Below are 22,194 nucleotides of genomic sequence, written 5' to 3' on the forward strand. Positions count from 1 at the left end.
ACAAGATTATTTTCAATCTCCTATACTTAGTTTAACGACATACAAAGAAGGGAAATTGAAAAATGACCTTAGAGAGTACGAAACAATTACGAAAACAAGTTGCATCTTTTGAACAAACCACAACAAAGCAAAGTGTAATGCAAATAATTAATACGGTCGTGCCATTTCTAATATTATGGTTCCTTGCTTACCAAAGCTTGTCAGTCTCCTATTGGCTGACACTGGTACCAGCTATTCTGGCGGCAGGATTTTTGGTCAGGATGTTCATTATTTTTCATGATTGCACCCATTATTCCTTCTTGAAAAGCCGACGTGCTAATCGAGTAGTAGGGACATTTATGGGGGTATTGACGTTATTCCCGTTTGACCAGTGGGGGCATGATCATGCGGTTCACCACGCAACAAGCGGCAATCTCGACAAGCGGGGAACAGGCGATATTTGGACGCTGACAGTAGAAGAATATAAGGCAGCATCGTTCAGACTTCGTTTAGGCTATCGTTTGTATCGCAATCCAATCGTTTTGTTTGGATTAGGGCCAATTTATCAATTCCTGTTAAAAAATAGATTTAACCATAGAGGCGCCAAACAAAAGGAACGCAATAACACCTATCTGACGAATGTTCTGATCCTCGCGTTAGCAGGGCTGCTTTGCTGGGCGATTGGCTGGCAGGCATTGCTAATTGTACAAGGTACGATTTTCATGATTGCTGGAGCAGCTGGGATTTGGCTGTTTTACATCCAGCATACCTTCGAGGATTCTTATTTTGAAGAAGACAAGGACTGGGAGTATGTAAGGGCTGCAGTGGAAGGAAGTTCATACTATAAACTGCCAAAGCTTTTGCAATGGCTGACAGGGAATATCGGTTTCCATCACGTCCACCATTTAAACCCAAGGGTACCAAACTATAAATTGGAAGAGGCGCACAATAATACGCTTCCGCTGCAAAATGTTCCAACCATTACACTGGCTACAAGCTTAAAGTCACTAAAGTTTCGCTTATGGGATGAGGAAAAGAAGGATTTTGTAAGCTTTAAAGAGGCCAAAGAGGTAATGAGAAAAAGTGTTTCCATTCACGCAAAACCGGAGCTATAAATGACTATTATTGGCTGACTCCCCGTTTCTTTTTGGGGAGTCTTTGCATAATGGCAGGTGCCGTCAAGGAGGGAACAAAATGATCAGAATCGTCATCTTAGAGGATCAGGAAATGCTGTTAGGAGTCATTGGTTCCCTGCTTAACCTGGAAGAGGACATGGAAGTGGCAGGGCAGGCCAGTAACGGGGAAGAAGCACTGACACTCGTGCACCGCTTAAAACCGGATATTTGTATTATGGATGTAGAGATGCCTGGGAAGAATGGCCTTGAAGTTGCTGAATCTTTAATGTCGGCGGGCTGTAAGGTCATCATTCTAACAACTTTTGCAAGAGCAGGTTACTGGAAGCGTGCCCTAAAGGCGGGTGTAACAGGCTATTTATTGAAGGACAGTCCGAGTGAGGAGCTGGCCGGTTCGATTCGCAGCATCATGAGGGGAGAGCGGATTTACGCTCCGGAGCTAAAGGATGAACCCGATACCAAGCTAGAAACAGAGGAGTCAAACTGTCTCGATGGTAGTCCAATCACAGACACATCAAATCAGCCATCAAACAAAAAGGGAACGGTCCGGAACTATTTTTCGGCAATCATAGAAAAAATGAAATTAACCGCTGGATAAACAGTAAGAGACACCTGTCGAATTGGTAGGTGTCTCTTGATTTTTGGCAGCGAGTCTTTAGGTTTAGTCACATGACTGCACAACTAATCTTCCTCTTCGGCGTAAACCTCAGTCGTCTTCTTATCCCTGCACTCCCAGCATTCGGCCCTGTTGCGCTCCATGATTGATAATTCCATTCCGCAAGAAATGCAGACATCCATCAAAAAAATTCCCCCTTTCTACAGGAAAATGGTAATGGGTATATATTTATGCAAAAAACTGCTTTGATATATCAGCTTCAGTTCGACAAATACCGTTGTAGGAGCCTAGAGTCCCGAAAATACCAACTTATTCATTTTTTCTGTATCATTAAGGTGAAGGATAAAAAGTGAATGAGAAAGGGGAACACTATTATGGAATTAGGTTTAATAGGGAAATCTGCCATCATTACGGGGGCAAGCAAAGGGATTGGCTTGGAAACGGCCCTTTATTTAGTGGGAGAAGGTGCAGAAGTCACGATTTGTGCCAGAAACGAGGACCGTTTACAAGAGGCTGCTGCGTTTATTTTTGAAAAGACCGGAAAAGAAGTACTATACGTTGTGGCGGATGTTACGAAGGAAGAGGATTGTCAGAAACTGGTCCAAGCAGCTGTTGAAAAATATGGGCGGCTGGATATTTTGGTGAACAATGCCGGTACGTCACAAGCCCACCCATTCGAAAAAGTGGAAACGGAGCTTTGGCAGCAGGATCTAGATTTAAAACTATTCGGGGCGATTCATTGTTCACGCTATGCCGTGCCATATATGCGTCAGGCAGGGGGCGGGGCTATCGTCAATGTCACGGCCATCTCTGGGAAAACTCCGCCTGCCTCTTCGCTGCCAACATCGGTCAGCAGGGCAGCAGGGATGGCTCTTACTAAAGCCATGAGTAAAGACCTGGGCAAGGACAATATCCGCGTCAATACCGTTTGTATTGGTCTGATTCGAAGTGAGCAAATCGAAAAAATGTGGAAAAACCAAGCGCCAGATCTATCATGGGAAGAGTTTTCAAGGAAAGACCGGCAAATTCCACTAGGCCGCATCGGAAATACGGAAGAAGCAGCGAAAGTGATTTCCTTCCTTGTTTCTGATGCCGCCTCATATGTTTCAGGGGTAGCGGTTAATATCGACGGAGGACTTGCTGGAACGTTATAATCGGGAAAAGAAAAAGGCACCTAAACCAAATTCGGATTAGGTGCCTCTTGCTTCCTCAAGCTTTTTTTCTAACTTTACTTAATATGAGTAACAATAACGGGATCAAAAGACCGAAAGGCAGGGAAAAGGCTGTCCACCAATCGGCTTGTTGGTCGGATTCAACAATATTCTTATTGATAATAAGAGAGAGAAATAGCGTGATGAACCCTAGAGGAAACGTTAAAGATTTATATTCCTTTAATTTTAAAATTTGGCCCAGGCATATAACCGATCCATAGAAATAAAGGGTGATTTTAATATAAATGGTAATGAACCAGATGAATGCCATCAACGCTTCAATACGCTGCCAAAAGCCGCCGATATTGATATTGAGTGCTAGTACATAGGTGATAAATTGCTGGTGTTCAGAGAAAAGCGCCCCGAAACACAAAATGCATAATAAAGTGACAAGCGCTAACACACTTCCTCCGATTAATGTCCCAAGCAAAAAAGACTTTTTAGCGGGTTTTGTCTGGTTTACAGCAGGGAAGACCATTAAAAATAACACCAATTGCAAATAAGGGGTTCCAAGGGCTTTCACAGCTGTACCCATTATAGGTTTTAATCCATTGTCCAACACTGGCTGGAGCTGATGAAATTGAATCATCGGGAAGAGTGAAAGGATAAACAATACAAAAAGTAAAAAAATATACGGAAAGAAAATTCCTATCGCACGAGAAAAGGGCTCTAGGCCGTAACGGACGCCCATTATCATAATGACAATGAGAAGAATATGAACCGCTAAAAGGGGTGTATCCTTGAGAAGCTGGATAATCACAAAATCACCGAATTGTCGCACAAAAGTAGCGGTACTTAAGAAAAAATAAAAGAAATATAAGAGGGAAACGAATTTTCCAGGCCATTTTCCTAATATTTTTTCACAATATTGAGCAAAGTTCATATTTGGAAAACTGCTTCCCAGTGCATTGAGCATATAGACGAGTAACAGCCCGAGCCCGACCACTAGAATACTAGCCAGCCAGGCATCTTGTTTCGCAGTATGGATAAGTCCTGATGGGACATACAATACACTGCCGCCGACTATAAATGAAGCAATCATTATGGTAAATTGATGAGGTGATATTTTACCCTTTTCAAGCATGCGAGTTCCTCACTTTTCCCAAAGGGGTGACAACCTTTAAGACCTATTTCATATTATTAAGAGGCGAATTATTGATGGTTCCAGTTTGCTGAATCGTCATATCAACCTTAACGGTAACAGGCATTTCGGAAAATGTTTGATTCCAATCCTTTTTATATTTCTTCCAAGCATCAGGTTCTGAGCGATAAAGTGCTTCCCCGAAACCGAAAATATCAATTTGATAATTTTTTTGAACATGCTCTATCGTCAATTTTATATTTTCTTTAAGGGCTATTTCTGATGCTTTTTCTAAATAAGAAATAGATTTGGGGTTTGTTAAATCTAATCCTTTGCAATCAACTTCTCCGACATTTCCTCGCACTTTGATCCTTACCGACCCTTGAGGCTTCCCATTTATCATTTTTGCAGTAAGTTTGGATTTTACGCCCAATACCTCTATGACGGCTTTTCCACCCTGCGGACATCTTACATGTCCTACACTGCTCTTCACTTTTCCTAAGGTATAATGAACATCCCTACTATCCCTTTCATTTAACCATCCAATCAGTTTATCCTGTTTGAAAATCGCCATTCCTTTATATTCCAGAGTTGTTTTCGGTTTTGTCCGTTCTGTATTTTTAAGATTTGCCCCTTCATTTACATTTCCTTTAATTTCAACACCTGTTAGAATAGGATTCATTCCATCACTCACCATGTTATTAACAAGTTTATCTAATGTAACACCTTCCGTTGGCGCCCAAGCTTTCGCTGATGCCTCGAGAGAGTTAAACAAGTTATTAGCTGGAATTTTTTCTAACGGAGTTAATACCTTTAAGACATCTGCTGCTTTCGCATTTTTGGCTACTGTTATGTAAAAATCATTTCGTACTTCCGGTTCCCTTAAAAGAGCGTCAATGGTTTCGCCAATTCCTTCCTTTGCCAATTTCTCTCCGAAGACCAGGATTCGCAGGTGCGCAAAATAAAGCTTTCTTGGGGAAGCTGTTGTAACTTTTCTTGCTGCTTCAAATATTGTGTCACCTTTGCTTTGATAAACGACCACTGGCGCTTTGCCGCTTCCGCCTTTCTTGGAGGCAATTTCACTCGGATTGACTACCTGGGCAGTCAAAACATATTGATCCTGATCTTTATCAAGCCCCAATCCTAATACAATAGACAGTTCATTTAATTCCCGTTTGTTCCAGCAGCCAGAAAGGAGGATAGAACTGAAAAGTAGGAGTATAAGGGTTTTTCGGTCCATCTCATTCCTCCAATGCGATTAGTCCTTCATGAAATTTAAAGGAGAGTTCTTAATCATTCCTACATCATGTATTTTTACAGTAACTTCTACATTTACCGGCATTTTTTCAAAAATTTTCTGCCAATCTTCCTTGACCGAATGCCAATAATCCGGGTTATCACGGCGTGCTGCTTCACCGAAACCAAATGGATCGAGTTTATATTTCTTTTGCGAAGCATGTAGAGCATTAAGAATGTTATCTTTCAATTTTTTCTCTGCTTTTCGTTCTAACTGGCTGATGGTTTCCGGTTTACTTAAATCGAGTGTCTTACAGTATACATCTGCCAACCTTCCCACTGCCGTAATTTTTATGTTTCCTTTTGGCTTGCTGCTTGAAACCTTTGTTTTTAACTCTGTTTTTGTATGAAGCAGCTTAATGCCTACGACCCCTTTTTCAGGACAGGGTACGGTTATTATCGTACTTTTGACATTCCCTAAAGCGTAGTTGAGGCCTTTGCTTTCGTCCGTGCCTAGCCATCCTATTAATTGATCCTTTTTAAACACGCCAACCTCATCATATTGCAAGTAGGTTTCTGCTTCTGATTGCTGATATTTCCCCAGACTTTCACCCGCCTGCAGCGGACCCTTTATCATAAGCCCAGTTAATTTGGAATCCTTCCCTTTTTCTATTAATTCTGAATTCAATTGATCCAATGTAACGGGCAGGGTTGGTGACCACTGTTTCTCCGAGGTTAGAAGCGAATCATATAATTGCTGGACTGGGATTTTTTCTATCGCAGTTAAGACTTTTAATACATCCCCTGCTTCGCTGTTTTTAGCGATAGTAATATAAAAGTCAGTCCGCAATTCAGGGTCCCTTGTCAAAAAGTCTAATGACTTACCAATCCCTTTTGTTGCAATTTCTTCACCAAACACGAGCAGACGTAGATGTGAAAAATATAGTTTTCGTGGTGATTCGTTTGTCATTCTTCTGATTGCCTCGAATAATGTAGCCCCTTTTTGTTGGTAAACAACCACAGGAGAATTGCCGCCGCTGCCTGTGGATGCTGCAATTTCACTGGGATTTACGACTTGTGTCGTCACTAGGAATTGACCATCTACTTTATCAATTCCCATTCCAATCACAATGCCAAGCTGATTTAATTCTCTTCGGTTCCAACAGGAAGTGAGAAGAATAAGGGAGCAAATGGAAGCAAGTAAAAGGAATTTTCGGTTCATGCCATTACTCCTTTAAGCCTGTAAGCTAGTTATATGCTCCCCAAAATTTGGTTTTTTAAGCGGGCAAATGGCAGGATGTTTTATTTCTCAAAGAGAAAATTCAATCAAGACCAACAAATGCGATTCGCACCGTTTATTATGTATAAAATAAGTTAAGAATGGATGGCGAGTGAGTATGAGTAATGAAACGAAGAGTAGGGAATAGACAGGATAACAGTGAATGAGAGGAAGTCATTCAAATGCTTGGAGTTGCAATTACAATAGTGGCAGCCATTATGATTTTTGCTTTTGAAATTCCTAAATTGCGAAAAAAAAAGTTAACAAAAGAGCTATGGGTATTTTCCGTCTTAATGGTTTTGGCCGTTGGGTTAGGCGTAGCACATAGCCTGAATTTGAACATTCCGAACCCTTTGAATGGGATCAGAATGGTTCTCCAGCCAATGAGTAATGTTATAAATGGCTTGCTGAAATAGGTTGGGTGAAAGTAATGGAAAATCTTAAAATAAGCGCACGGCAATTTGCGATTCTAGTTATTTTGTTTTCTGTGGGTACGACGATCTTAGTGATACCTGGCAGCCTTGCTAATGTGGTAAAACAGGATGCCTGGATAACAGCCATTATCGGTACAGTCATTAGTTGTTTGATCGTTGCTTTATATGTCATGATAGGCAGGATATTCCCTGCGATGACACTGGCTGGAATCATAGAAACACTCTTCGGTAAGTGGGCAGGTAAAATTATTTCCCTTTCATTTTTTTTCTTTGCTTACATTGCTGCATCAGATCTATTGTATTACGCAGGTACTTTCCTTACCACCCAGATCATGCCCCACACTCCAATAGAAGCAATCCATATTGTTCTCGCGTGCATCTTATTGATGGGAATCCGTCTTGGTCTTGAAACGCTTGCACGCTCGGCAGAACTGTTTTTTCCTGTATTTATTTTTTTGTTCGTATTGCTGGTAGGATCAATATTATTAACCCCTGATTTATGGAAACTGCAAAACCTCGATCCGATACTTATCTCGGGAATAAAACCAATGATCCGTTCTGTGTTCCTTTATTTAAGCAATTTCTCATTCCCATCGATTGTATTATTGATGCTTTTTCCTATTTCTGTGAAGCAGCCAAGGGCAGCTGAGAAACTTTTTTTTATGGCAATCGGTATAGCAGGAGTTTGTTTAATCATCTTGATTACACTGACTATTTTAGTTTTGGGTCCTGAAGCAAGCGCTAGACAGATGTATCCTAGTTATAATTTAGCAAGGATGATCAAGATAGGGGATTTTTTGCAGCGGATTGAAGCCGTCTTGGCGTTTATGTGGTTTATAACACTTTTTTTTAAGATGTCCCTTTATTTTTATGCAGCTATCATCAGTTTGGTACAAAGCTTAAACATAAAAGATTATAGGCCGTTTACATTTCCTCTAGGGATGATTATGGTGATAATGTCCCTTTTTTCACATCCCAATGTTACCCATTCAGCAAAATTTGACTATGAAATTTGGACTGTTTATTCTTTGATATATGGACTTGCTCTTCCTTTATTATTATTAATAATTCATGGATTAAGGAAATGTATTAGGTTTGGAAAAAAGAGAAAAAAGCTGCCTTTGACGTGAAGGCAGCTTTCATTCTTTTTCGGGAGGTTTTGGTGCAGGAGTGACTTCGCGTACGTTATTATTTTGACTGATTAAACGGGGCCGTTTAGACATAGCCCATCTTGGCAATCGGAAAATGGCATCCTTTTGGTCATCCATGATAAAGGGGCCGAAGGGGGCCATGTAAGGCACGCCAAATGAACGCAGGCTGCACATATGAAGAACCATGGCAATCAATCCGACAATGATTCCAAATAATCCAAATGAGGCCGCGATGGCCATAAAGGGAAATCGTAACATCCTGATGGCAATGGCCAATTCATAATTACTGACAATAAAACTGGCTATAGCTGTAATGGCGACAACGATAACCATGGCAGCTGACACAAATCCGGCTTCAACCGCTGCAGTGCCGATAACAAGTGTTCCAACAATGGAAACCGCTTGGCCAATCGCTTTTGGCATTCTTAAGCCTGCTTCACGCAATATTTCAAAGCTGACCTCCATCGCAAGAGCTTCAATAAAGGCTGGAAAAGGAACACCTTCCCGCTGTGCGGCAAGGGTAATCAGTAATTGCGTTGGCAGCATTTCCTGATGAAAGGTGGTAATAGCAATATATAATGATGGTGCTAATAAGGCGATAAAAAAACCGATATAACGCAAGAAGCGAAGAAGGGTTGTAATATCTGCCCGGTTGTAATAATCTTCTGGTGACTGCAAAAACTGTGCGAACACGATAGGTACAGTCATGACAAAGGGTGTGCCGTCAACCAGAATGGCAACACGTCCCTCTAACAGGTCGGCAGCGATGGCATCTGGCCGTTCCGAATGATACATGGTGGGAAAAGGTGTCCATACTCCATCCTGAATTAATTCCTCAATATAACCTGTTTCTAAAATACTGTCAATCTTAATCCGATTGAGCCGCGTGCGTACTTCCTCAACTACCTTGTCATTAACAATTCCTTTTATATACATGATGGAGACGATTGTTTTTGATACTTTTCCAATTTTCCTTGATTCAATCCATAGGTTGTGATCTTTGATTTTCCTCCTGATTAGTGCAGTGTTAACCCGGATATTTTCTGTAAATCCTTCTCGAGGGCCCCTGATTGTCGTCTCAGTCGTTGGCTCCTCCACAGAACGCTGATTCCAGCCTTTCATGTCAATGGAGAAGCCTTTCGAATACCCATCAAATAAAAGAATTACTTTACCCGATAAAAGAGAATCCAAGAGATTCGTAAAATCATCTAGATCCTGAATGTCTCCGACAGTTAATACCATTTCTTTTAAATAGGATAAAAGGTTCAAACCCGTAAAGGTTTCCGCTTCGACATCTGTCATGCGCAAATTATACATTAACGACTCCATTATGAAGTTTTGCGCAGCATGACTATCAATCAAGCCGTCTGTAAAAACGACACAAGCTTTAATCCTGCCATCCGTGCCAATTCTGATTTCCCTCGTAATAATGTCGTCGCTGTTACCTAATAATTCTTTAATCTTTTCGATGTTATCCGTTAATACAGGCTCCAACGTGTCATTTTCTTGTTTCGCTTGGCTTTGCGTGGCGGGCTGTTTCGCCGTTTCTTTTTGCATCTCTTTCCATTTGTCTTTAATAGGTTTTTTATTTGTACTTTTAAAAAAATTCAAGGTCATGTCCCTCGTATTCCTATTATATTTAAGGTTATTATTTCCACTTGCATTTGGCATATTCCATTTAACGTGGGTTATCATAAAACAATGAAGTGTAGGTTTAATTTACCAGCTGAAAGTTCACAATAATGAATATTCATTTCGTTTCTTAGGGAAGGACATTAATTTAATGGAAAAGGCGAAGATTGATGCGAAGCAGCTGTTTTCTCTTATGTTTCTATTTCAATTAGGAACCGGCATTGTCACGAGTATAGGAAAGCAGGCGAAACAGGATGCTTGGATATCAATCGCGCTTGGCATGGCTGGTGCACTCATTCTATTTTTCTTTGTATACTTTCAAATATTCAAGCGGTATCCGAATCTTCCTTTTACCGGGATTTTAGTGCAGGTATTTAGTAAATATATCGGGCTGCCTCTTGGTTTAGTGTATATCTGTTATTTTTTCTTTGCCGGTGCATTTAACGTTCGGCATTTAGGCGATACAATGGGAACCTATATTTTAGCTGAAACACCTGTCCCTGTTATTATTTTCATCAGTCTCTTATTGGTTTCTTATGGCTGTTATTTAGGAATTGAAGTATTAGGAAGAACGGCAGAAATCTTAATTGGTGCAATGGTTGCCTTTGGCGTCATTGGTAATATAACGGTCATTGCTTCCGGGATTATACAAATTAAAAATGTACAGCCGGTTTTAGAGTTCGGTTGGCTGCCGGTGCTTCAACAGGCTGTACCCTTAACGGTCTTTTTCCCATTTGGGGAAATCTTTCTTTTCCTGATGATTTTCCCTTATTTAAATAAGCCCGAATTGGTAAAAAGAACGGGTTTATTGTCCGTCTTGTTAAGTGGTTTAGGTCTTTCCTGGACCTTTCTTTTGGTTATTAGTGTAATCGGCGTAAACGCACAGAACGTTGAAATTCCGCTGCTGCTTGCCGTTGAAAAAATCAATGTTGGTCATATTATCCAGAGAATGGACTCTATCGTGGTTGGGACATTTGCCGTTGGATTTTTCGTGAAAATATTCCTGTATGTTTATGTCGTGGTGATCGGGTTAGCCGATATTTTTAAGTTTAAAAGATATCAGCCATTGATTTTGCCAGTTGTTGCCCTAGTCTTTATTTACTCCATCGTAGGGGCGAAGAATAAAGTTCTCTATCAAGAATTTTTTTATTTTAAAATGTGGTATGTAATTGCTTTACCGCTATTGGTCGGGATTCCTGTCATAGTCCTTATTGTGATATGGGTTCGAAATTATTTTGGTTCATCACGAGCCAATGTTCCAAACCAGCAAAAAAGTTAGATAAAAAGGATCGAATAAAATATGGTGATAAATTGGCTGCTGTTCTTGGCTGCTTCCGGACGATCTTGTCGCGCTTGATCAGGCGACTAGTGATGTGAAAAAAGTGACTTTATCCTATAAAAAGCAGGGGTGAATTCGTATGGAAATCCTCCATTCCTTTCAGGATGTATCGAAAAATTGGATTATGAAGCAATCATGGCGGAATTTATTATTTGCCCATTGGCCCGTTCCTGTGGATGTGATTCGGCCATTTGTTCCTAAAGCGTTACAAATCGATACGTTTGAGAGATATGCCTGGATTGGGATTGTTGTGTTTGTAATGGATGGGATTTTTCTGCGCGGGTTGCCGAGACTGCCGTTATTTGCAAAGTTCCCGGAAATCAATGTCCGGACCTATGTGAAATATAAAGGAAAGCCCGGCGTCTATTTTTTATCACTTGATGCACCGCATTGGGCCACCTATACTATTGCACGGAAGTGGTACCGGCTGCCGTATTTTTATTCTGAGATTCATGCTTGGGAAGAGAGAGCGGAGTTTAGTTACAATAGTGTAAGAAAAGATCGGAAAAGCACTTCTTCTCCAGTGGGGTTTGACGGGAAGTTTAGCGCTTCATCAGAAGTTTATTTTGCGGAAAGTGGAACCCTTGATCACTGGCTGACCGAACGATATTGTCTATACAGTGTCGATGCAAAAGGGAACATTTTTTGCGGAGAGATTGACCATGCCCCCTGGCCATTGCACCGTGCGGAAGCAGATATCTGCCAAAATACCTTGGTTTCTCCCTTTAAGTTTGACCTTCCAAAGATGGCACCGTTCCTTCATTTTTCACCTGGGGTTGATTCTATTTTTTCAAATATTAGGAGAGTAAAGAATGAGTGAAAGTAAAAAACGGCGAACAGTACTGGAGACTGTTCGCCGTTAATACTATATATATTACCCTTTAAACCGATACCCTGCACCCCAAACCGTCTCGATATATTGGGGATTGGATGGGTCGGTTTCAATCTTTTCGCGAATCCTTCGGATATGGACAGTGACGGTGGAAATGTCGCCCATGGAATCGAGCCCCCATACCCGTTCAAATAATTGCTCCTTGCTGAAGACACGGTTTGGATTTAGGGCCAGAAAGGTTAATACATCGAATTCCTTGGTGGTAAAAATAATCTCTTCGTCGTTTATATATACCCTTCTTGACGTTTGGTCGATGCGAAGGCCGCGGATTAGGATGCTGTCATTCTGCGGCACCTTGCCGATCAGTCTCTGATAACGGGACAGATGCGCCTTTACTCTTGCCACTAACTCGCTTGGACTAAACGGCTTGACGATATAATCGTCTGCTCCAATCCCCAAACCACGAATCTTATCGATATCTTCCTTTTTCGCCGAAACCATCAGGATGGGGATGTCTTTCTCGGTTCGGATGGTCTTGCAAATTTGGAACCCGTCTACTCCTGGCAGCATCAGGTCGAGTAACACGAGGTCAAAATCCTCCGCCAGTGCCTGTTTCAGTCCGCCATCTCCAGTGAAGGCAATTTCAACCGAGAATCCCTCTATTTCTAAATAATCCCGTTCAAGCTCGGCAATACTTTTATCATCTTCAATAATTAAGATGCGTTTCACTACTCAACACCCGCCTTTTTCAACGTAAAAAGTATCGTCGTTCCATGTCCTTCTTGGCTTTCCGCCCAGATGGACCCCTGGTGCTCTTCAATAATTCGTTTCGCAATCGACAGGCCCAGGCCGCTTCCGCCTTTGTCCGTTCCCCGCGCCGAATCAGCACGATAAAAACGGTCAAATATTAAGGATAAACTCTCCTTTGCGATTCCAGGGCCATTATCTGTCATTTTAAAAAGAACATAGGAATCGTTTGTAGATAAATGAAAGGACAACACTTTGTCCGGTTTATCAATGTATTTCAAGGAATTATCGACAATATTGGTGATGACCCTTTTCAAATTCTCACGGTCTCCAATCACTTGATAATCCCCAGATTTTTCGATGTTTAAGTTAATATCAACCCGTTTTCCTTCCACATCAAAACGAAGCTCTTCAACAAAATCCTCCAAATAGTGGTCGAAGTGAATTTTTTCAAAATGAAAAGGAAGACGCTGCAAATCCAGTTTAGAGTACAAAAAGAGTTCTTCAATCATACGGTCGAGCTCGTTTGCTTTCGAAAGAATCGTCTGCATGTAACGGTCCATTTTCTCCGGGCTGTTGGCAACTCCATCACGGATACCTTCCATGTATCCTTTGATGGTCGTGATCGGTGTTCTTAAATCATGAGAAATGTTGGCAATCAGCTCTTTGCGGTTTTCCTCATAGGCAAGCTGTGTTTCAATCGATTCCTTTAACCTGACCCGCATTTCCTCGACGCCCAAGGCAAGCTGGCCGATTTCATCCTTGGAGTAAACAGGAATCGGGATGCTGAGGTCGCCTTCCTTCATGCGCTGGGCAGCCTTTTGCAGTCCGCGGATTGGGCGGATAATGCTTTTGGAGACATAATAGGTCAGTAGTCCATTCGTGCCAATTAAAACCAGAATTAATAAGGTAAATAAAATCGGGAAGAAGGTTCGTACAAATTTGGTCACGCCGCTTGCGTCCTTGACAAAAAACAAGGATCCTTCGGAGCCATCAGGATAATAGAAATCCAACTTTTTTATCGAAACGAATTGGTGATTTACCTGCTCAACCGGTTCGATCTCCCGGAAGAGGCCAAATGGCGGTAGTTCACTCTTGTCTAAGTCTTTTAATTTTTCGGGTAAATAGATGATGTGCTTGCTTTTTCTTACAATTAAAGAGGTATCGGCCTTTTGATTTAATTGGCTGTCAAGATTTTCGAGATAAGCTGGATCCATGAACAGCCCCGGATTTTTCAAGGTTTCCTTGTGCAAATCAATAAAAAACTGATTTTTAATTGATATTTTCTTGTAATGCTCCGGAGGGAGGTAGATGGCCCGTAATTCTTTAACATCCGTTTTGAACAGTAACGCGACTAATACGGCGGATAAGCAAACAAAAATAATCGGCACAAGAATCATGGCGAGATTGGATAATACAAGCCTTAATTTAATGGACATCGATTCCACTACTTTCTTATTAAGATTCTTTTTGGCTTATAAAAGTCCAAAAACCAACCAGTTATTGTCCAGGGTTGATATTGATATTATCTTATACCAGCAGCCGCTCCGCAATGAAACGGCGAACAAGATAATCATAACCAAACAGCCTAAACAGGCTATTAAGGAGGTATTAAAAATTTATTAAATTACGGGGGAGGGAGGAGGGCAAAACTCCATCTTTAGGCTTTTTTTACTGATTACCCCCCGTAATCTATCTATCCTGCTTCTTCCACATCCGTCTTTTTCCATGCACCGATTGCTCCTGGTAAAAGGAAGTCATAACTACAATTGTTTGCTAATTTATATAAATTTTTTGAATATTTAAGTATTTGGGAGGAAACCGGGGGATTTTGGAAGTAGAGGCCGCTGACTTCCTCTTAGCCCATTAGAGCCCAGATTATATACGATAATCCCCTGAAACCCAAATTGACGTTTGTTTACTAAACTCGTTATGATTAATAATGTAAGCAAAATGGAAAAAAGGAGGAGTAAACTTATTGAATGATTTAAAAACAGCAGAACCCGTTAGACGGGCTTCCGTTCGGTTTCGAAAACCGACGAAAGAAGATGGTGCAGCCATTTGGGAATTAATCAAAAGTAGCAAGACATTAGATTTGAATTCAGCCTATTCCTATTTGATGCTTTGTGAATTCTTCCCTGATACCTGTGTCGTTGCTGAAGATGGGCAACGAATAATCGGCTTTGTGTCCGCGTTCCGTCCCCCTCAATCTCGTGATACCATCTTTGTTTGGCAAGTGGCTGTTCACGAGTCTTACCGAGGAATAGGGCTGGGAAAAAAACTATTGCATGAGCTGTTAAGCAGGAGGTCATGTGAAAATATTAACAAACTAGAAGCAACAGTATCTCCCACAAACATTCCCTCTCAGTCCCTGTTTAAGGGATTGGCAAAACAGTTGAATTGCTCCTGCAATATTTCAGAATGTTTTTCTGATGAGTTATTTCCGGAACCCGGACATGAAGCTGAGCAAATGTTTCGGATTGGGCCATTTAGATAAGAATTATGTTTCTTGATCTTAAGTACCTTTTTGCAAGAAAAAATGACCGAATATTCAGAAAGGTTGTGGTTGCATGCAAGTTATTACAGAAATTGATTCTCAGCTTCGTGTATTTGAAGAAATGGAATCCGTTGTACGAAGCTATATTCGCAGTTTCCCTGTAACGTTTGAAAAAGCAAAAGGCTATACACTATGGGATATAAATGGCAAGGAGTATATTGATTTCTTTGCGGGTGCAGGAGCGCTCAATTATGGCCATAATCCTCAGAAAATGAAGGAGAAATTGCTGCGCTATATCGCCGATGATGGAATTGCCCATAGTCTTGACATGGCAACAAAAGCAAAGGCTGACTTTTTAAGGAGGTTCCAAAAAACTATTCTAGAGCCGAGGAGACTGGAATATAAGGTGATGTTTCCAGGACCTACCGGGACCAATACCGTGGAAAGCGCCCTAAAGCTTGCGAGGAAAGTTACGGGTCGTGATTTGGTCATCAGTTTTACGAATGCCTTTCACGGCATGACTTTGGGTTCATTGTCTATCACTGGTAATTCCTTTAAACGTCATGGAGCCGGCGTCCCGCTACATAATAGTGTGGCAATGCCATTTGACCGCTATTTGGGCGATGAGGTCGATACTGTCGATTATTTGGAACGTTTCCTCGAAGATAACGGAAGTGGAGTCGCACTTCCCGCAGCGATAATTCTTGAAACGCTCCAAGGTGAAGGCGGTTTGAATACGGCCAATGAGGAATGGCTGAAACGAATTGAAGGGATTTGCCGCCGCTGGGATATCCTGCTGATTGTTGATGATGTTCAGGCAGGCTGCGGCCGAACCGGCCCGTTCTTTAGTTTTGAACCTTCAGGTATACAGCCGGATATCGTTTGTTTGTCAAAATCAATCAGTGGGTATGGGCTTCCAATGGCCTTGACGCTGATCAAACCGGAATATGACCTATGGGAACCTGGTGAGCACAACGGAACATTCCGGGGCCATAATCTGGCATTTATTACAGCGGCAGAGGCACTTACCTTTTGGGAAACAGAGTCGTTTGGCGAGGAAATAGTCAAAAAAGGGGAATTGGTTGAAGCGTTTCTGGAGGGGTTGAAACAAAAGTATCCTGAAATGCAGGGAGAGGTCCGCGGCAGGGGCTTAATGAGAGGCATTGCCTGTGGTGTCAATGGATTGGCTGAGAAGATTTGCAGGCATGCCTTTGAAAGGGGTCTTATTATGGAGACTTCCGGACCAGACAGTGAAGTATTCAAAATCATGCCGCCATTAACCATTGACCAAGAAGGGCTAAAGCGCGGTTTTGCCATTATTGAAGCCAGTGTAAAAGAAAGCCTAAATAAATAAAGACTGTTTTCGTAAATATTGTTGATTCTTTCTATAAAATTAACGTAACGAAGAGTAATATTACACCTTTTCAGGGGATTTTCAGGTTTTATTTGTGAATCCAGCACTTTAATTTGCGATTTTACGAGTTTTTTTGCGAATCAACTCCTTTTGTTTGCGATTTTGCAATTTTTATTTGCGAATCTTTATTAGTAACAATCTTTTAGAAAAAAGCCTAAATAAAAATGGGGTGCAATGCCCCTTAATGTTGATAGGAGGAATATAGAATGATTGTTAAATCTTTAGATGATGTAAAAGGAACTATTGACCATGTAACGGGAGATACCTGGGAGAGCCGGCGTTTTCTTTTAAAAAAGGACGGAGTGGGTTTTTCTCTCCACGATACGATTATCCATGCCGGTACAGTTTCAACTTTTTGGTATAAGTATCATGTCGAAGCGGTTTACTGTATTGAGGGAGAAGGGGAACTGGAGGATATAACAAATGGTAAACGATATTCAATAAAAGCAGGAACCATGTATACCCTCAATGGTCATGAAAAACATACACTAACGGCCAAAACGAAAATGCGGATGGTTTGTGTGTTTAATCCTCCGTGCACTGGCAGGGAAACTCATGATGAAGAAGGTGCCTATCCAAGGCCGGAAGAAAAAGCACGTGTTTAAATAAATGTTATTGAAAGGAGCTTAGTTGAATGATTGACTCATATCCTTCGAGAGTAAATAATAAGCCTGCAATAGTGGAACGAAAAGATCCTGTCGTTTATTCTCCGATTTCGCAGCCTGGCCCCTTAAGCCCGCAGCAGTTAAAGTTCTTTGAGGAGAATGGCTATCTATTCCTGGAACAGTTTTTTAGTGAATCCGAAACAGCCGTCATGAGGGATGAGCTTTCAAATGTCTTAAATTCGAGCAAAGGCAGTGTAAATAATAGGGTAATTCAGGAGCCCGAAAGCAAGGAAGTCCGGTCAGTGTTTGCTGTCCATGAGCATGAAACTTTCTTCAAGTCCCTGTCTGAAGATAAGCGGCTTGTTGATATCCTGGAACAGCTGCTCGGAAGTAAAGTGTATATCCATCAGTCCAGAATCAATTTTAAGTCCGGCTTCACCGGGAAAGAGTTTTATTGGCATTCCGATTTTGAAACATGGCATGTGGAAGACGGAATGCCGCGAATGAGGGCGATTAGCTGTTCGATTGCCTTAACCGAGAATAATCCTTACAATGGTCCGCTAATGGTTGTGCCTGGTTCCCACAAAAAATTTGTTGCTTGTGTAGGGGAAACACCGGAGGCCAATTATGAAACATCGCTTCAAAGACAGGAAATAGGGGTGCCTGATAATGAAAGCCTGATAAAGCTTGTAGAAGAGGGAGGAATTGTTGCTCCTACAGGACCTGCCGGTTCGATCATCTTGTTTGATTGCAACATTATGCATGGTTCAAATAGCAATATTAGCCCCTATCCAAGAAGCAATGTATTCTTCGTATACAATAGCGTGGAAAATAAGCTTGTTACCCCATTTTCGGGCCAGGCACCAAGGCCATCCTTTATTGCGTCTAGGGAAAAAACACCGGTCAGTTAATTAGGTGTTCGGACAGGTTCTCCGTTTTTCCGCCCGTTTTAGGTACAAAGGGTATCCTTTTAGGAAGGGTACCTTTTGTTTTTGCTTTTTCTCTTATCGAATTCTCTCCACTTGCATATAGTGGAAACATACAGTCTTAAAAGAGGGAATGTATATTATGGGGATTATAAAAAATAACAAATTTGTGGGTGGCAGAATTCTTAAGACTGGAATTGCGGTGTTATTAACATCAATTCTTTGTTATTCTTTAAAATGGCCGGAGATGTTTGCCGTCATAGCAGCCATTGTCACGGTTGAACCTACAGCAAAAGATTCAATAGAAAAAGCGCTTATTCGCTTTCCTGCCTCAGCCATTGGTGCAGCTTATTCTGTCTTATTTACGTTTCTATTTGGCGATCGTCCATTTACTTATACATTAGTAGCTTTAGGAACCATCTTTACCTGCAATAAACTGAGGCTGCATTCGGGAATATTGGTCGCTACTCTTACAGGGGTGGCTATGATTTCTACGGTTCATCATCAATACATATTGTCATTTTTCGTCAGGCTTGGAACGACGAGCATTGGTTTGATTGTATCGTCTTTAGTGAATCTTTTACTTATTCATCCGGACTATTCTAAGGATATCCAGGGAAAAACAAAACAACTTTTTATAGAAGTAACCCATTATTTTGAAAAAAGAGGGCTGGAAATTATCAACCAGGAGCCGTTGCATAAAGGTACAAGAATGATGTTTAAATCACTTGTTAAAAATTTGGAGACAATCCAAACACTATGCAGCTATCAGAGAAAGGAATGGGAGTTCCATCATTTTCCTCGTAAGATAATGAGAATTTACCATTATGAAAATAAAAAAATATGCATATTACACCAGATAATTAACCACCTGGGAATTTTAAATTCATTTCCTGCGCTTAAGACCTCCTTTAACCATGAGGTAAAACAAATTATGAATTCATCCATCGAATTAATAAAAAAGATAAATGATGATGATCCGTTCGAATTTTCGGAGTCAAATCAACAAATGATGAACAAGATTCTCGGGCAGCTTAAGCTTGGAGAATTGGATGGAAAAGATAAGCAGTATCACCAATCATTCCATTACCTCCCGCCCGAGACCCTCCTCTTATTTGAATTAGTTTCAATATTGGGCCAAATGGAAGAAATAAAACGTATCCAACGGTTGGAGCTTCGGGATAAAAGAAACGTCAATCATTATTCCTTAAAGGATGAACACTTTCAATAACCTAAAATACAGATTCTTCTGATCATCAATAAAAACTTAAAAGGCGAGTTTTTTCCATTAGAAGTAATCATAAATTAAAAACCAGGCTCTCAGAGTCTGGTTTTTTCTCTTCCAGTTAAGCTAAACGCATTTTAAAGTCTTGATAACCAAATTCACGTACAACTTTGCAATCGCCGTCTTTGTCTTTTACTGCGATGGCCGGCAGGGCCATGCCGTTGAAGGTAGTATTTTTAACCATGGTATAGATGGCCATATCGCCGAACACCAAGCGGTCGCCGCTCTTTAATGGCTGGTCGAACGAATAATCGCCGATCACATCGCCTGTCAGGCAGGTTTGCCCGCCAAGACGATATGTATATGGCTTCTCGCCTGCTTCGCCTGAACCAAAGAGAGGAGGGCGGTAAGGCATTTCTAATACGTCAGGCATATGGCAGGTTGCAGACGTGTCAAGAATAGCGATATCCATTTTATTTTGGTGTAAATCAAGGACAGATGTAATCAGATAGCCAGCGTTAAGAGCAATCGCTTCTCCCGGCTCTAGATATACTTCTAAACCGTATTTTTCTTGCATTCTCTTAATACAAGCTTCTAGTCTAGGAATATCGTAATCTTCTCTTGTGATATGGTGGCCGCCGCCAAAGTTGATCCATTCCATTTGAGGAAGCCATTCTCCGAATTTTTCTTCCACTGCATTAAGAGTTGTTTCTAGGTCATCAGAGTTTTGCTGACAAAGGGTGTGGAAATGAAGACCGGACACACCTTCAAGCAATTCTGGACGGAAAAGATCTCTAGTCACACCGAAACGGGAACCAGGTGAACATGGATCGTAAATCGCATGTCCAATTTGGGTGGAACATTCAGGATTGATGCGCAAGCCCACTTTTCTGCCGGCTTTTAAAGCTTTATCTTTAAATTTTTCTAACTGTGAGAAAGAGTTAAAGATAATATGATCGCAAATCGAAATAATTTCATCAATTTCATCTTCACGGTAGGCAGGGGCAAAGACATGATTCTCTTTGCCCATTTCTTCGTAGCCTAACCGTGCTTCAAACAAACCGCTTGCTGTAGTACCACTTAAATATTGTCCAATGAGGGGATACATTGTTGTCATCGAAAAAGCTTTTTGCGCTAAAACAATCTTCGCTCCGGTACGCTGCATGACACCGTTAAGGATTTTAAGATTTCTTTCAACAAGCTCTTCATCGACCACATAACATGGTGTTGGTAGTTCTTCAAACCGCATTTTAGCGAACTAGCTCCGGTTGTTTTGAGTCTTCAGGTAGTTCATCAACAAGAACTGGATTGAAATCCTCTACCCATGGAAGTCCCCATTTGTTTAACTCTTCCATGAATGGATCTGGATCGAATTCTTCGATATTGTAAACGCCCGCTTTGTTCCATTTGCCAGTTAAGATCATGGCAGCGCCGATCATCGCTGGAACACCAGTTGTATAAGAGATGGCTTGAGAGCCGACTTCTTTATAGCATTCTTGGTGGTCACAAACATTGTATACGTAATAAGTTTTATCTTTGCCGTCCTTTTTCCCTTTGAAGATACAGCCAATGTTTGTTTTGCCGACTGTACGAGGTCCAAGGGAAGCTGGGTCAGGTAATACAGCTTTCAAGAATTGAAGCGGAATGATTTGCTTTCCTTCGAATTCGATTGGTTCGATAGAAGTCATTCCTACGTTCTCAAGAGCTTTTAGGTGCATAATGTAGCTTTGGCCAAATGTCATGAAGAAACGGATACGCTTAAGTCCCGGCATGTTTTTCGCAAGGGATTCAAGCTCTTCGTGGTAAAGAAGATACATATCCTTTTCGCCAACTTCCTTGAAGTTGTAAACGCGTTTGATTTCCATTGGATCTGTTTCAACCCATTCGCCATTTTCCCAATAACGTCCGTTTGCAGAAACTTCACGGATGTTGATTTCTGGGTTAAAGTTTGTTGCGAACGGATAGCCATGGTCGCCGCCGTTACAGTCAAGGATGTCGATATATTCTATTTCATCGAAATAATGTTTTAATGCATAAGCAGAGAATACGCCTGTCACACCTGGGTCAAAGCCGCTTCCTAAAAGGGCAGTAATACCGGCTTTTTCAAAGCGCTCTTTGTATTCCCATTGCCATTTGTATTCAAACTTAGCCGTATCTTCAGGCTCATAGTTAGCTGTGTCCATGTAGTGTGTTTTCGTTGCAAGACAAGCGTCCATGATGGTTAAGTCCTGGTATGGCAATGCCAGGTTCATAACGATATCTGGCTTTACTTCATTAATTAACGCGATTAGCTCATCAACGTTGTCTGCATCTACTTGAGCAGTAGTAATTTTTGTTTTGGTTGTGCCGTCTAATTTAGCTTTAAGCTCGTCACATTTTGATTTTGTACGGCTTGCAATACAAATCTCTTCAAATACTTCGCTGTTTTGAACACATTTGTGAACGGCAACAGATGCCACGCCGCCAGCCCCGATAATAAGTGCTTTACCCATTTTCATATCCCCTCACTTAGTAATATTTTTCCAACAAAAAAAGCAAGTGTAATTCGCATATTAACGCGCACAACACTTGCTTTAGATATAATCGTCATATTAAAAAGCATAAGTATACCGTAAAAAGTTCACACGGATACCTCTACCATAATGGTTAATTGGACATTATGAAGAAAGCTTCTAATAATCAAAATATATCAATTGATCAGAGTCTATATAGCAAATAATGCCTTTTTCCACTCTTATTGACCGTTTCACAAGTTGTGTGCATATGCACTGGTTGTAAAGTAACCAACTTATAAAATTTGAGCTTTTAACTCAATCAATAAGGCAACCAAGTTGCCACTCGGCATTTGACCCGGCTG

General features: G+C 41.1%; 20 protein-coding genes. 12 read left to right on the forward strand and 8 right to left on the reverse strand.

Annotated elements, in window-relative coordinates; all coding sequences use genetic code 11:
• Positions 1-62: 62 nt before the first annotated feature.
• The 3 genes from desA to ACZ5B7_RS02320 all read left to right on the forward strand — a co-directional run bounded on the left by desA (position 63) and on the right by ACZ5B7_RS02320 (position 2,882).
• Entirely contained in the window at positions 63-1,094 is a 1,032-nt protein-coding gene (gene desA, locus ACZ5B7_RS02310) for a Delta(5) desaturase DesA (RefSeq protein WP_464492471.1), read from the forward strand.
• 79 nt (positions 1,095-1,173) lie between these two features.
• A complete protein-coding gene (locus ACZ5B7_RS02315) occupies positions 1,174-1,710 on the forward strand; it encodes a response regulator (protein ID WP_464492472.1) in 537 nt (178 codons plus the stop codon).
• Between the two features lie 392 nt (positions 1,711-2,102).
• On the forward strand, positions 2,103-2,882 hold the full coding sequence (locus ACZ5B7_RS02320) for an SDR family NAD(P)-dependent oxidoreductase (RefSeq protein WP_423800582.1): 780 nt from the start codon (positions 2,103-2,105) through the stop codon (positions 2,880-2,882).
• Positions 2,883-2,937: 55 nt separating this feature from the next.
• Here the strand turns inward: ACZ5B7_RS02320 and ACZ5B7_RS02325 are convergent, their stop codons facing one another.
• From ACZ5B7_RS02325 to ACZ5B7_RS02335, 3 genes are read right to left on the reverse strand one after another with little or no spacing between them, the layout of a single operon-like run.
• Entirely contained in the window at positions 2,938-4,023 is a 1,086-nt protein-coding gene (locus tag ACZ5B7_RS02325) for a GerAB/ArcD/ProY family transporter (protein WP_464492473.1), read from the reverse strand.
• A gap of 43 nt (positions 4,024-4,066) precedes the next feature.
• Positions 4,067-5,260, reverse strand: a complete 1,194-nt coding sequence (locus ACZ5B7_RS02330) for a Ger(x)C family spore germination protein (protein ID WP_464492474.1) — start codon at positions 5,258-5,260, stop codon at positions 4,067-4,069.
• 18 nt (positions 5,261-5,278) lie between these two features.
• Positions 5,279-6,478: a Ger(x)C family spore germination protein gene (locus ACZ5B7_RS02335; protein ID WP_464492475.1), complete on the reverse strand. Its 1,200-nt coding sequence runs from the start codon at positions 6,476-6,478 to the stop codon at positions 5,279-5,281.
• 239 nt (positions 6,479-6,717) lie between these two features.
• On the opposite strand from ACZ5B7_RS02335, the gene ACZ5B7_RS02340 reads away from it, so the two are divergent.
• Positions 6,718-6,951 carry a hypothetical protein gene (locus ACZ5B7_RS02340; protein ID WP_464492476.1) on the forward strand — a complete coding sequence of 78 codons (234 nt, stop codon included), beginning with the start codon at positions 6,718-6,720 and terminating at the stop codon, positions 6,949-6,951.
• A 14-nt stretch (positions 6,952-6,965) separates the two neighbouring features.
• The gene (locus tag ACZ5B7_RS02345) at positions 6,966-8,099 is read left to right on the forward strand and encodes a GerAB/ArcD/ProY family transporter (protein ID WP_464492477.1); all 1,134 of its coding nucleotides are present in this window, start codon (positions 6,966-6,968) and stop codon (positions 8,097-8,099) included.
• A 9-nt stretch (positions 8,100-8,108) separates the two neighbouring features.
• Here ACZ5B7_RS02345 and ACZ5B7_RS02350 read toward each other — a convergent pair whose 3' ends face one another.
• Positions 8,109-9,677: a spore germination protein gene (locus ACZ5B7_RS02350; protein WP_464494420.1), complete on the reverse strand. Its 1,569-nt coding sequence runs from the start codon at positions 9,675-9,677 to the stop codon at positions 8,109-8,111.
• A gap of 226 nt (positions 9,678-9,903) precedes the next feature.
• Between ACZ5B7_RS02350 and ACZ5B7_RS02355 the strand changes: the two genes are divergently transcribed.
• Together ACZ5B7_RS02355 and ACZ5B7_RS02360 are read left to right on the forward strand one after the other, a co-directional pair.
• Complete coding sequence (locus ACZ5B7_RS02355) at positions 9,904-11,031, forward strand: GerAB/ArcD/ProY family transporter (RefSeq protein WP_464492478.1); 1,128 nt, start codon at positions 9,904-9,906, stop codon at positions 11,029-11,031.
• A gap of 139 nt (positions 11,032-11,170) precedes the next feature.
• The gene (locus tag ACZ5B7_RS02360) at positions 11,171-11,911 is read left to right on the forward strand and encodes a YqjF family protein (RefSeq protein WP_464492479.1); all 741 of its coding nucleotides are present in this window, start codon (positions 11,171-11,173) and stop codon (positions 11,909-11,911) included.
• 54 nt (positions 11,912-11,965) lie between these two features.
• On the opposite strand, the gene ACZ5B7_RS02365 is transcribed toward ACZ5B7_RS02360, so the two are convergent.
• Both ACZ5B7_RS02365 and ACZ5B7_RS02370 read right to left on the reverse strand, forming a co-directional pair.
• Positions 11,966-12,652 carry a response regulator transcription factor gene (locus tag ACZ5B7_RS02365; RefSeq protein ID WP_464492480.1) on the reverse strand — a complete coding sequence of 229 codons (687 nt, stop codon included), beginning with the start codon at positions 12,650-12,652 and terminating at the stop codon, positions 11,966-11,968.
• The gene (locus ACZ5B7_RS02370) at positions 12,652-14,109 is read right to left on the reverse strand and encodes a sensor histidine kinase (protein WP_464492481.1); all 1,458 of its coding nucleotides are present in this window, start codon (positions 14,107-14,109) and stop codon (positions 12,652-12,654) included. Before ACZ5B7_RS02370 ends, ACZ5B7_RS02365 begins: the two co-directional genes overlap by 1 nt.
• A 539-nt stretch (positions 14,110-14,648) precedes the next feature.
• On the opposite strand from ACZ5B7_RS02370, the gene ectA reads away from it, so the two are divergent.
• The 5 genes from ectA to ACZ5B7_RS02395 all read left to right on the forward strand — a co-directional run bounded on the left by ectA (position 14,649) and on the right by ACZ5B7_RS02395 (position 19,343).
• The gene (gene ectA / locus ACZ5B7_RS02375; protein ID WP_464492482.1) at positions 14,649-15,167 is read left to right on the forward strand and encodes a diaminobutyrate acetyltransferase; all 519 of its coding nucleotides are present in this window, start codon (positions 14,649-14,651) and stop codon (positions 15,165-15,167) included.
• A gap of 73 nt (positions 15,168-15,240) precedes the next feature.
• A complete protein-coding gene (gene ectB, locus ACZ5B7_RS02380; protein WP_464492483.1) occupies positions 15,241-16,521 on the forward strand; it encodes a diaminobutyrate--2-oxoglutarate transaminase in 1,281 nt (426 codons plus the stop codon).
• Between the two features lie 266 nt (positions 16,522-16,787).
• Positions 16,788-17,186, forward strand: a complete 399-nt coding sequence (locus ACZ5B7_RS02385; RefSeq protein WP_464492484.1) for an ectoine synthase — start codon at positions 16,788-16,790, stop codon at positions 17,184-17,186.
• A gap of 29 nt (positions 17,187-17,215) precedes the next feature.
• Positions 17,216-18,097: an ectoine hydroxylase gene (gene thpD / locus ACZ5B7_RS02390; protein ID WP_464492485.1), complete on the forward strand. Its 882-nt coding sequence runs from the start codon at positions 17,216-17,218 to the stop codon at positions 18,095-18,097.
• Between the two features lie 157 nt (positions 18,098-18,254).
• Positions 18,255-19,343: an aromatic acid exporter family protein gene (locus tag ACZ5B7_RS02395; RefSeq protein WP_464492486.1), complete on the forward strand. Its 1,089-nt coding sequence runs from the start codon at positions 18,255-18,257 to the stop codon at positions 19,341-19,343.
• Positions 19,344-19,458: 115 nt separating this feature from the next.
• On the opposite strand, the gene nspC is transcribed toward ACZ5B7_RS02395, so the two are convergent.
• Positions 19,459-20,586, reverse strand: coding sequence for a carboxynorspermidine decarboxylase (gene nspC / locus ACZ5B7_RS02400; protein ID WP_464492487.1), 1,128 nt, complete (start codon positions 20,584-20,586; stop codon positions 19,459-19,461).
• A gap of 1 nt (position 20,587) precedes the next feature.
• A complete protein-coding gene (locus tag ACZ5B7_RS02405; RefSeq protein ID WP_217034352.1) occupies positions 20,588-21,829 on the reverse strand; it encodes a saccharopine dehydrogenase family protein in 1,242 nt (413 codons plus the stop codon).
• Between the last annotated feature and the right edge of the window lie 365 nt (positions 21,830-22,194).

It is taken from the genome of Neobacillus sp. S1115 (assembly GCF_055385565.1).

Coding starts and splice junctions, on each gene's coding strand:
- ACZ5B7_RS02330 (WP_464492474.1), bottom strand. CDS start 5,260: ATGGACCGAAAAACCCTTATACTCCTACTTTTCAGTTCTATCCTCCTT.
- ACZ5B7_RS02355 (WP_464492478.1), top strand. CDS start 9,904: ATGGAAAAGGCGAAGATTGATGCGAAGCAGCTGTTTTCTCTTATGTTT.
- ACZ5B7_RS02385 (WP_464492484.1), top strand. CDS start 16,788: ATGATTGTTAAATCTTTAGATGATGTAAAAGGAACTATTGACCATGTA.
- ACZ5B7_RS02340 (WP_464492476.1), top strand. CDS start 6,718: ATGCTTGGAGTTGCAATTACAATAGTGGCAGCCATTATGATTTTTGCT.
- ACZ5B7_RS02325 (WP_464492473.1), bottom strand. CDS start 4,023: ATGCTTGAAAAGGGTAAAATATCACCTCATCAATTTACCATAATGATT.
- nspC (WP_464492487.1), bottom strand. CDS start 20,586: ATGCGGTTTGAAGAACTACCAACACCATGTTATGTGGTCGATGAAGAG.
- ACZ5B7_RS02360 (WP_464492479.1), top strand. CDS start 11,171: ATGGAAATCCTCCATTCCTTTCAGGATGTATCGAAAAATTGGATTATG.
- ACZ5B7_RS02335 (WP_464492475.1), bottom strand. CDS start 6,478: ATGAACCGAAAATTCCTTTTACTTGCTTCCATTTGCTCCCTTATTCTT.
- thpD (WP_464492485.1), top strand. CDS start 17,216: ATGATTGACTCATATCCTTCGAGAGTAAATAATAAGCCTGCAATAGTG.
- ACZ5B7_RS02320 (WP_423800582.1), top strand. CDS start 2,103: ATGGAATTAGGTTTAATAGGGAAATCTGCCATCATTACGGGGGCAAGC.
- ACZ5B7_RS02395 (WP_464492486.1), top strand. CDS start 18,255: ATGGGGATTATAAAAAATAACAAATTTGTGGGTGGCAGAATTCTTAAG.
- ACZ5B7_RS02350 (WP_464494420.1), bottom strand. CDS start 9,677: ATGCAAAAAGAAACGGCGAAACAGCCCGCCACGCAAAGCCAAGCGAAA.
- desA (WP_464492471.1), top strand. CDS start 63: ATGACCTTAGAGAGTACGAAACAATTACGAAAACAAGTTGCATCTTTT.
- ACZ5B7_RS02345 (WP_464492477.1), top strand. CDS start 6,966: ATGGAAAATCTTAAAATAAGCGCACGGCAATTTGCGATTCTAGTTATT.
- ACZ5B7_RS02370 (WP_464492481.1), bottom strand. CDS start 14,109: ATGTCCATTAAATTAAGGCTTGTATTATCCAATCTCGCCATGATTCTT.
- ACZ5B7_RS02315 (WP_464492472.1), top strand. CDS start 1,174: ATGATCAGAATCGTCATCTTAGAGGATCAGGAAATGCTGTTAGGAGTC.
- ectB (WP_464492483.1), top strand. CDS start 15,241: ATGCAAGTTATTACAGAAATTGATTCTCAGCTTCGTGTATTTGAAGAA.
- ACZ5B7_RS02405 (WP_217034352.1), bottom strand. CDS start 21,829: ATGGGTAAAGCACTTATTATCGGGGCTGGCGGCGTGGCATCTGTTGCC.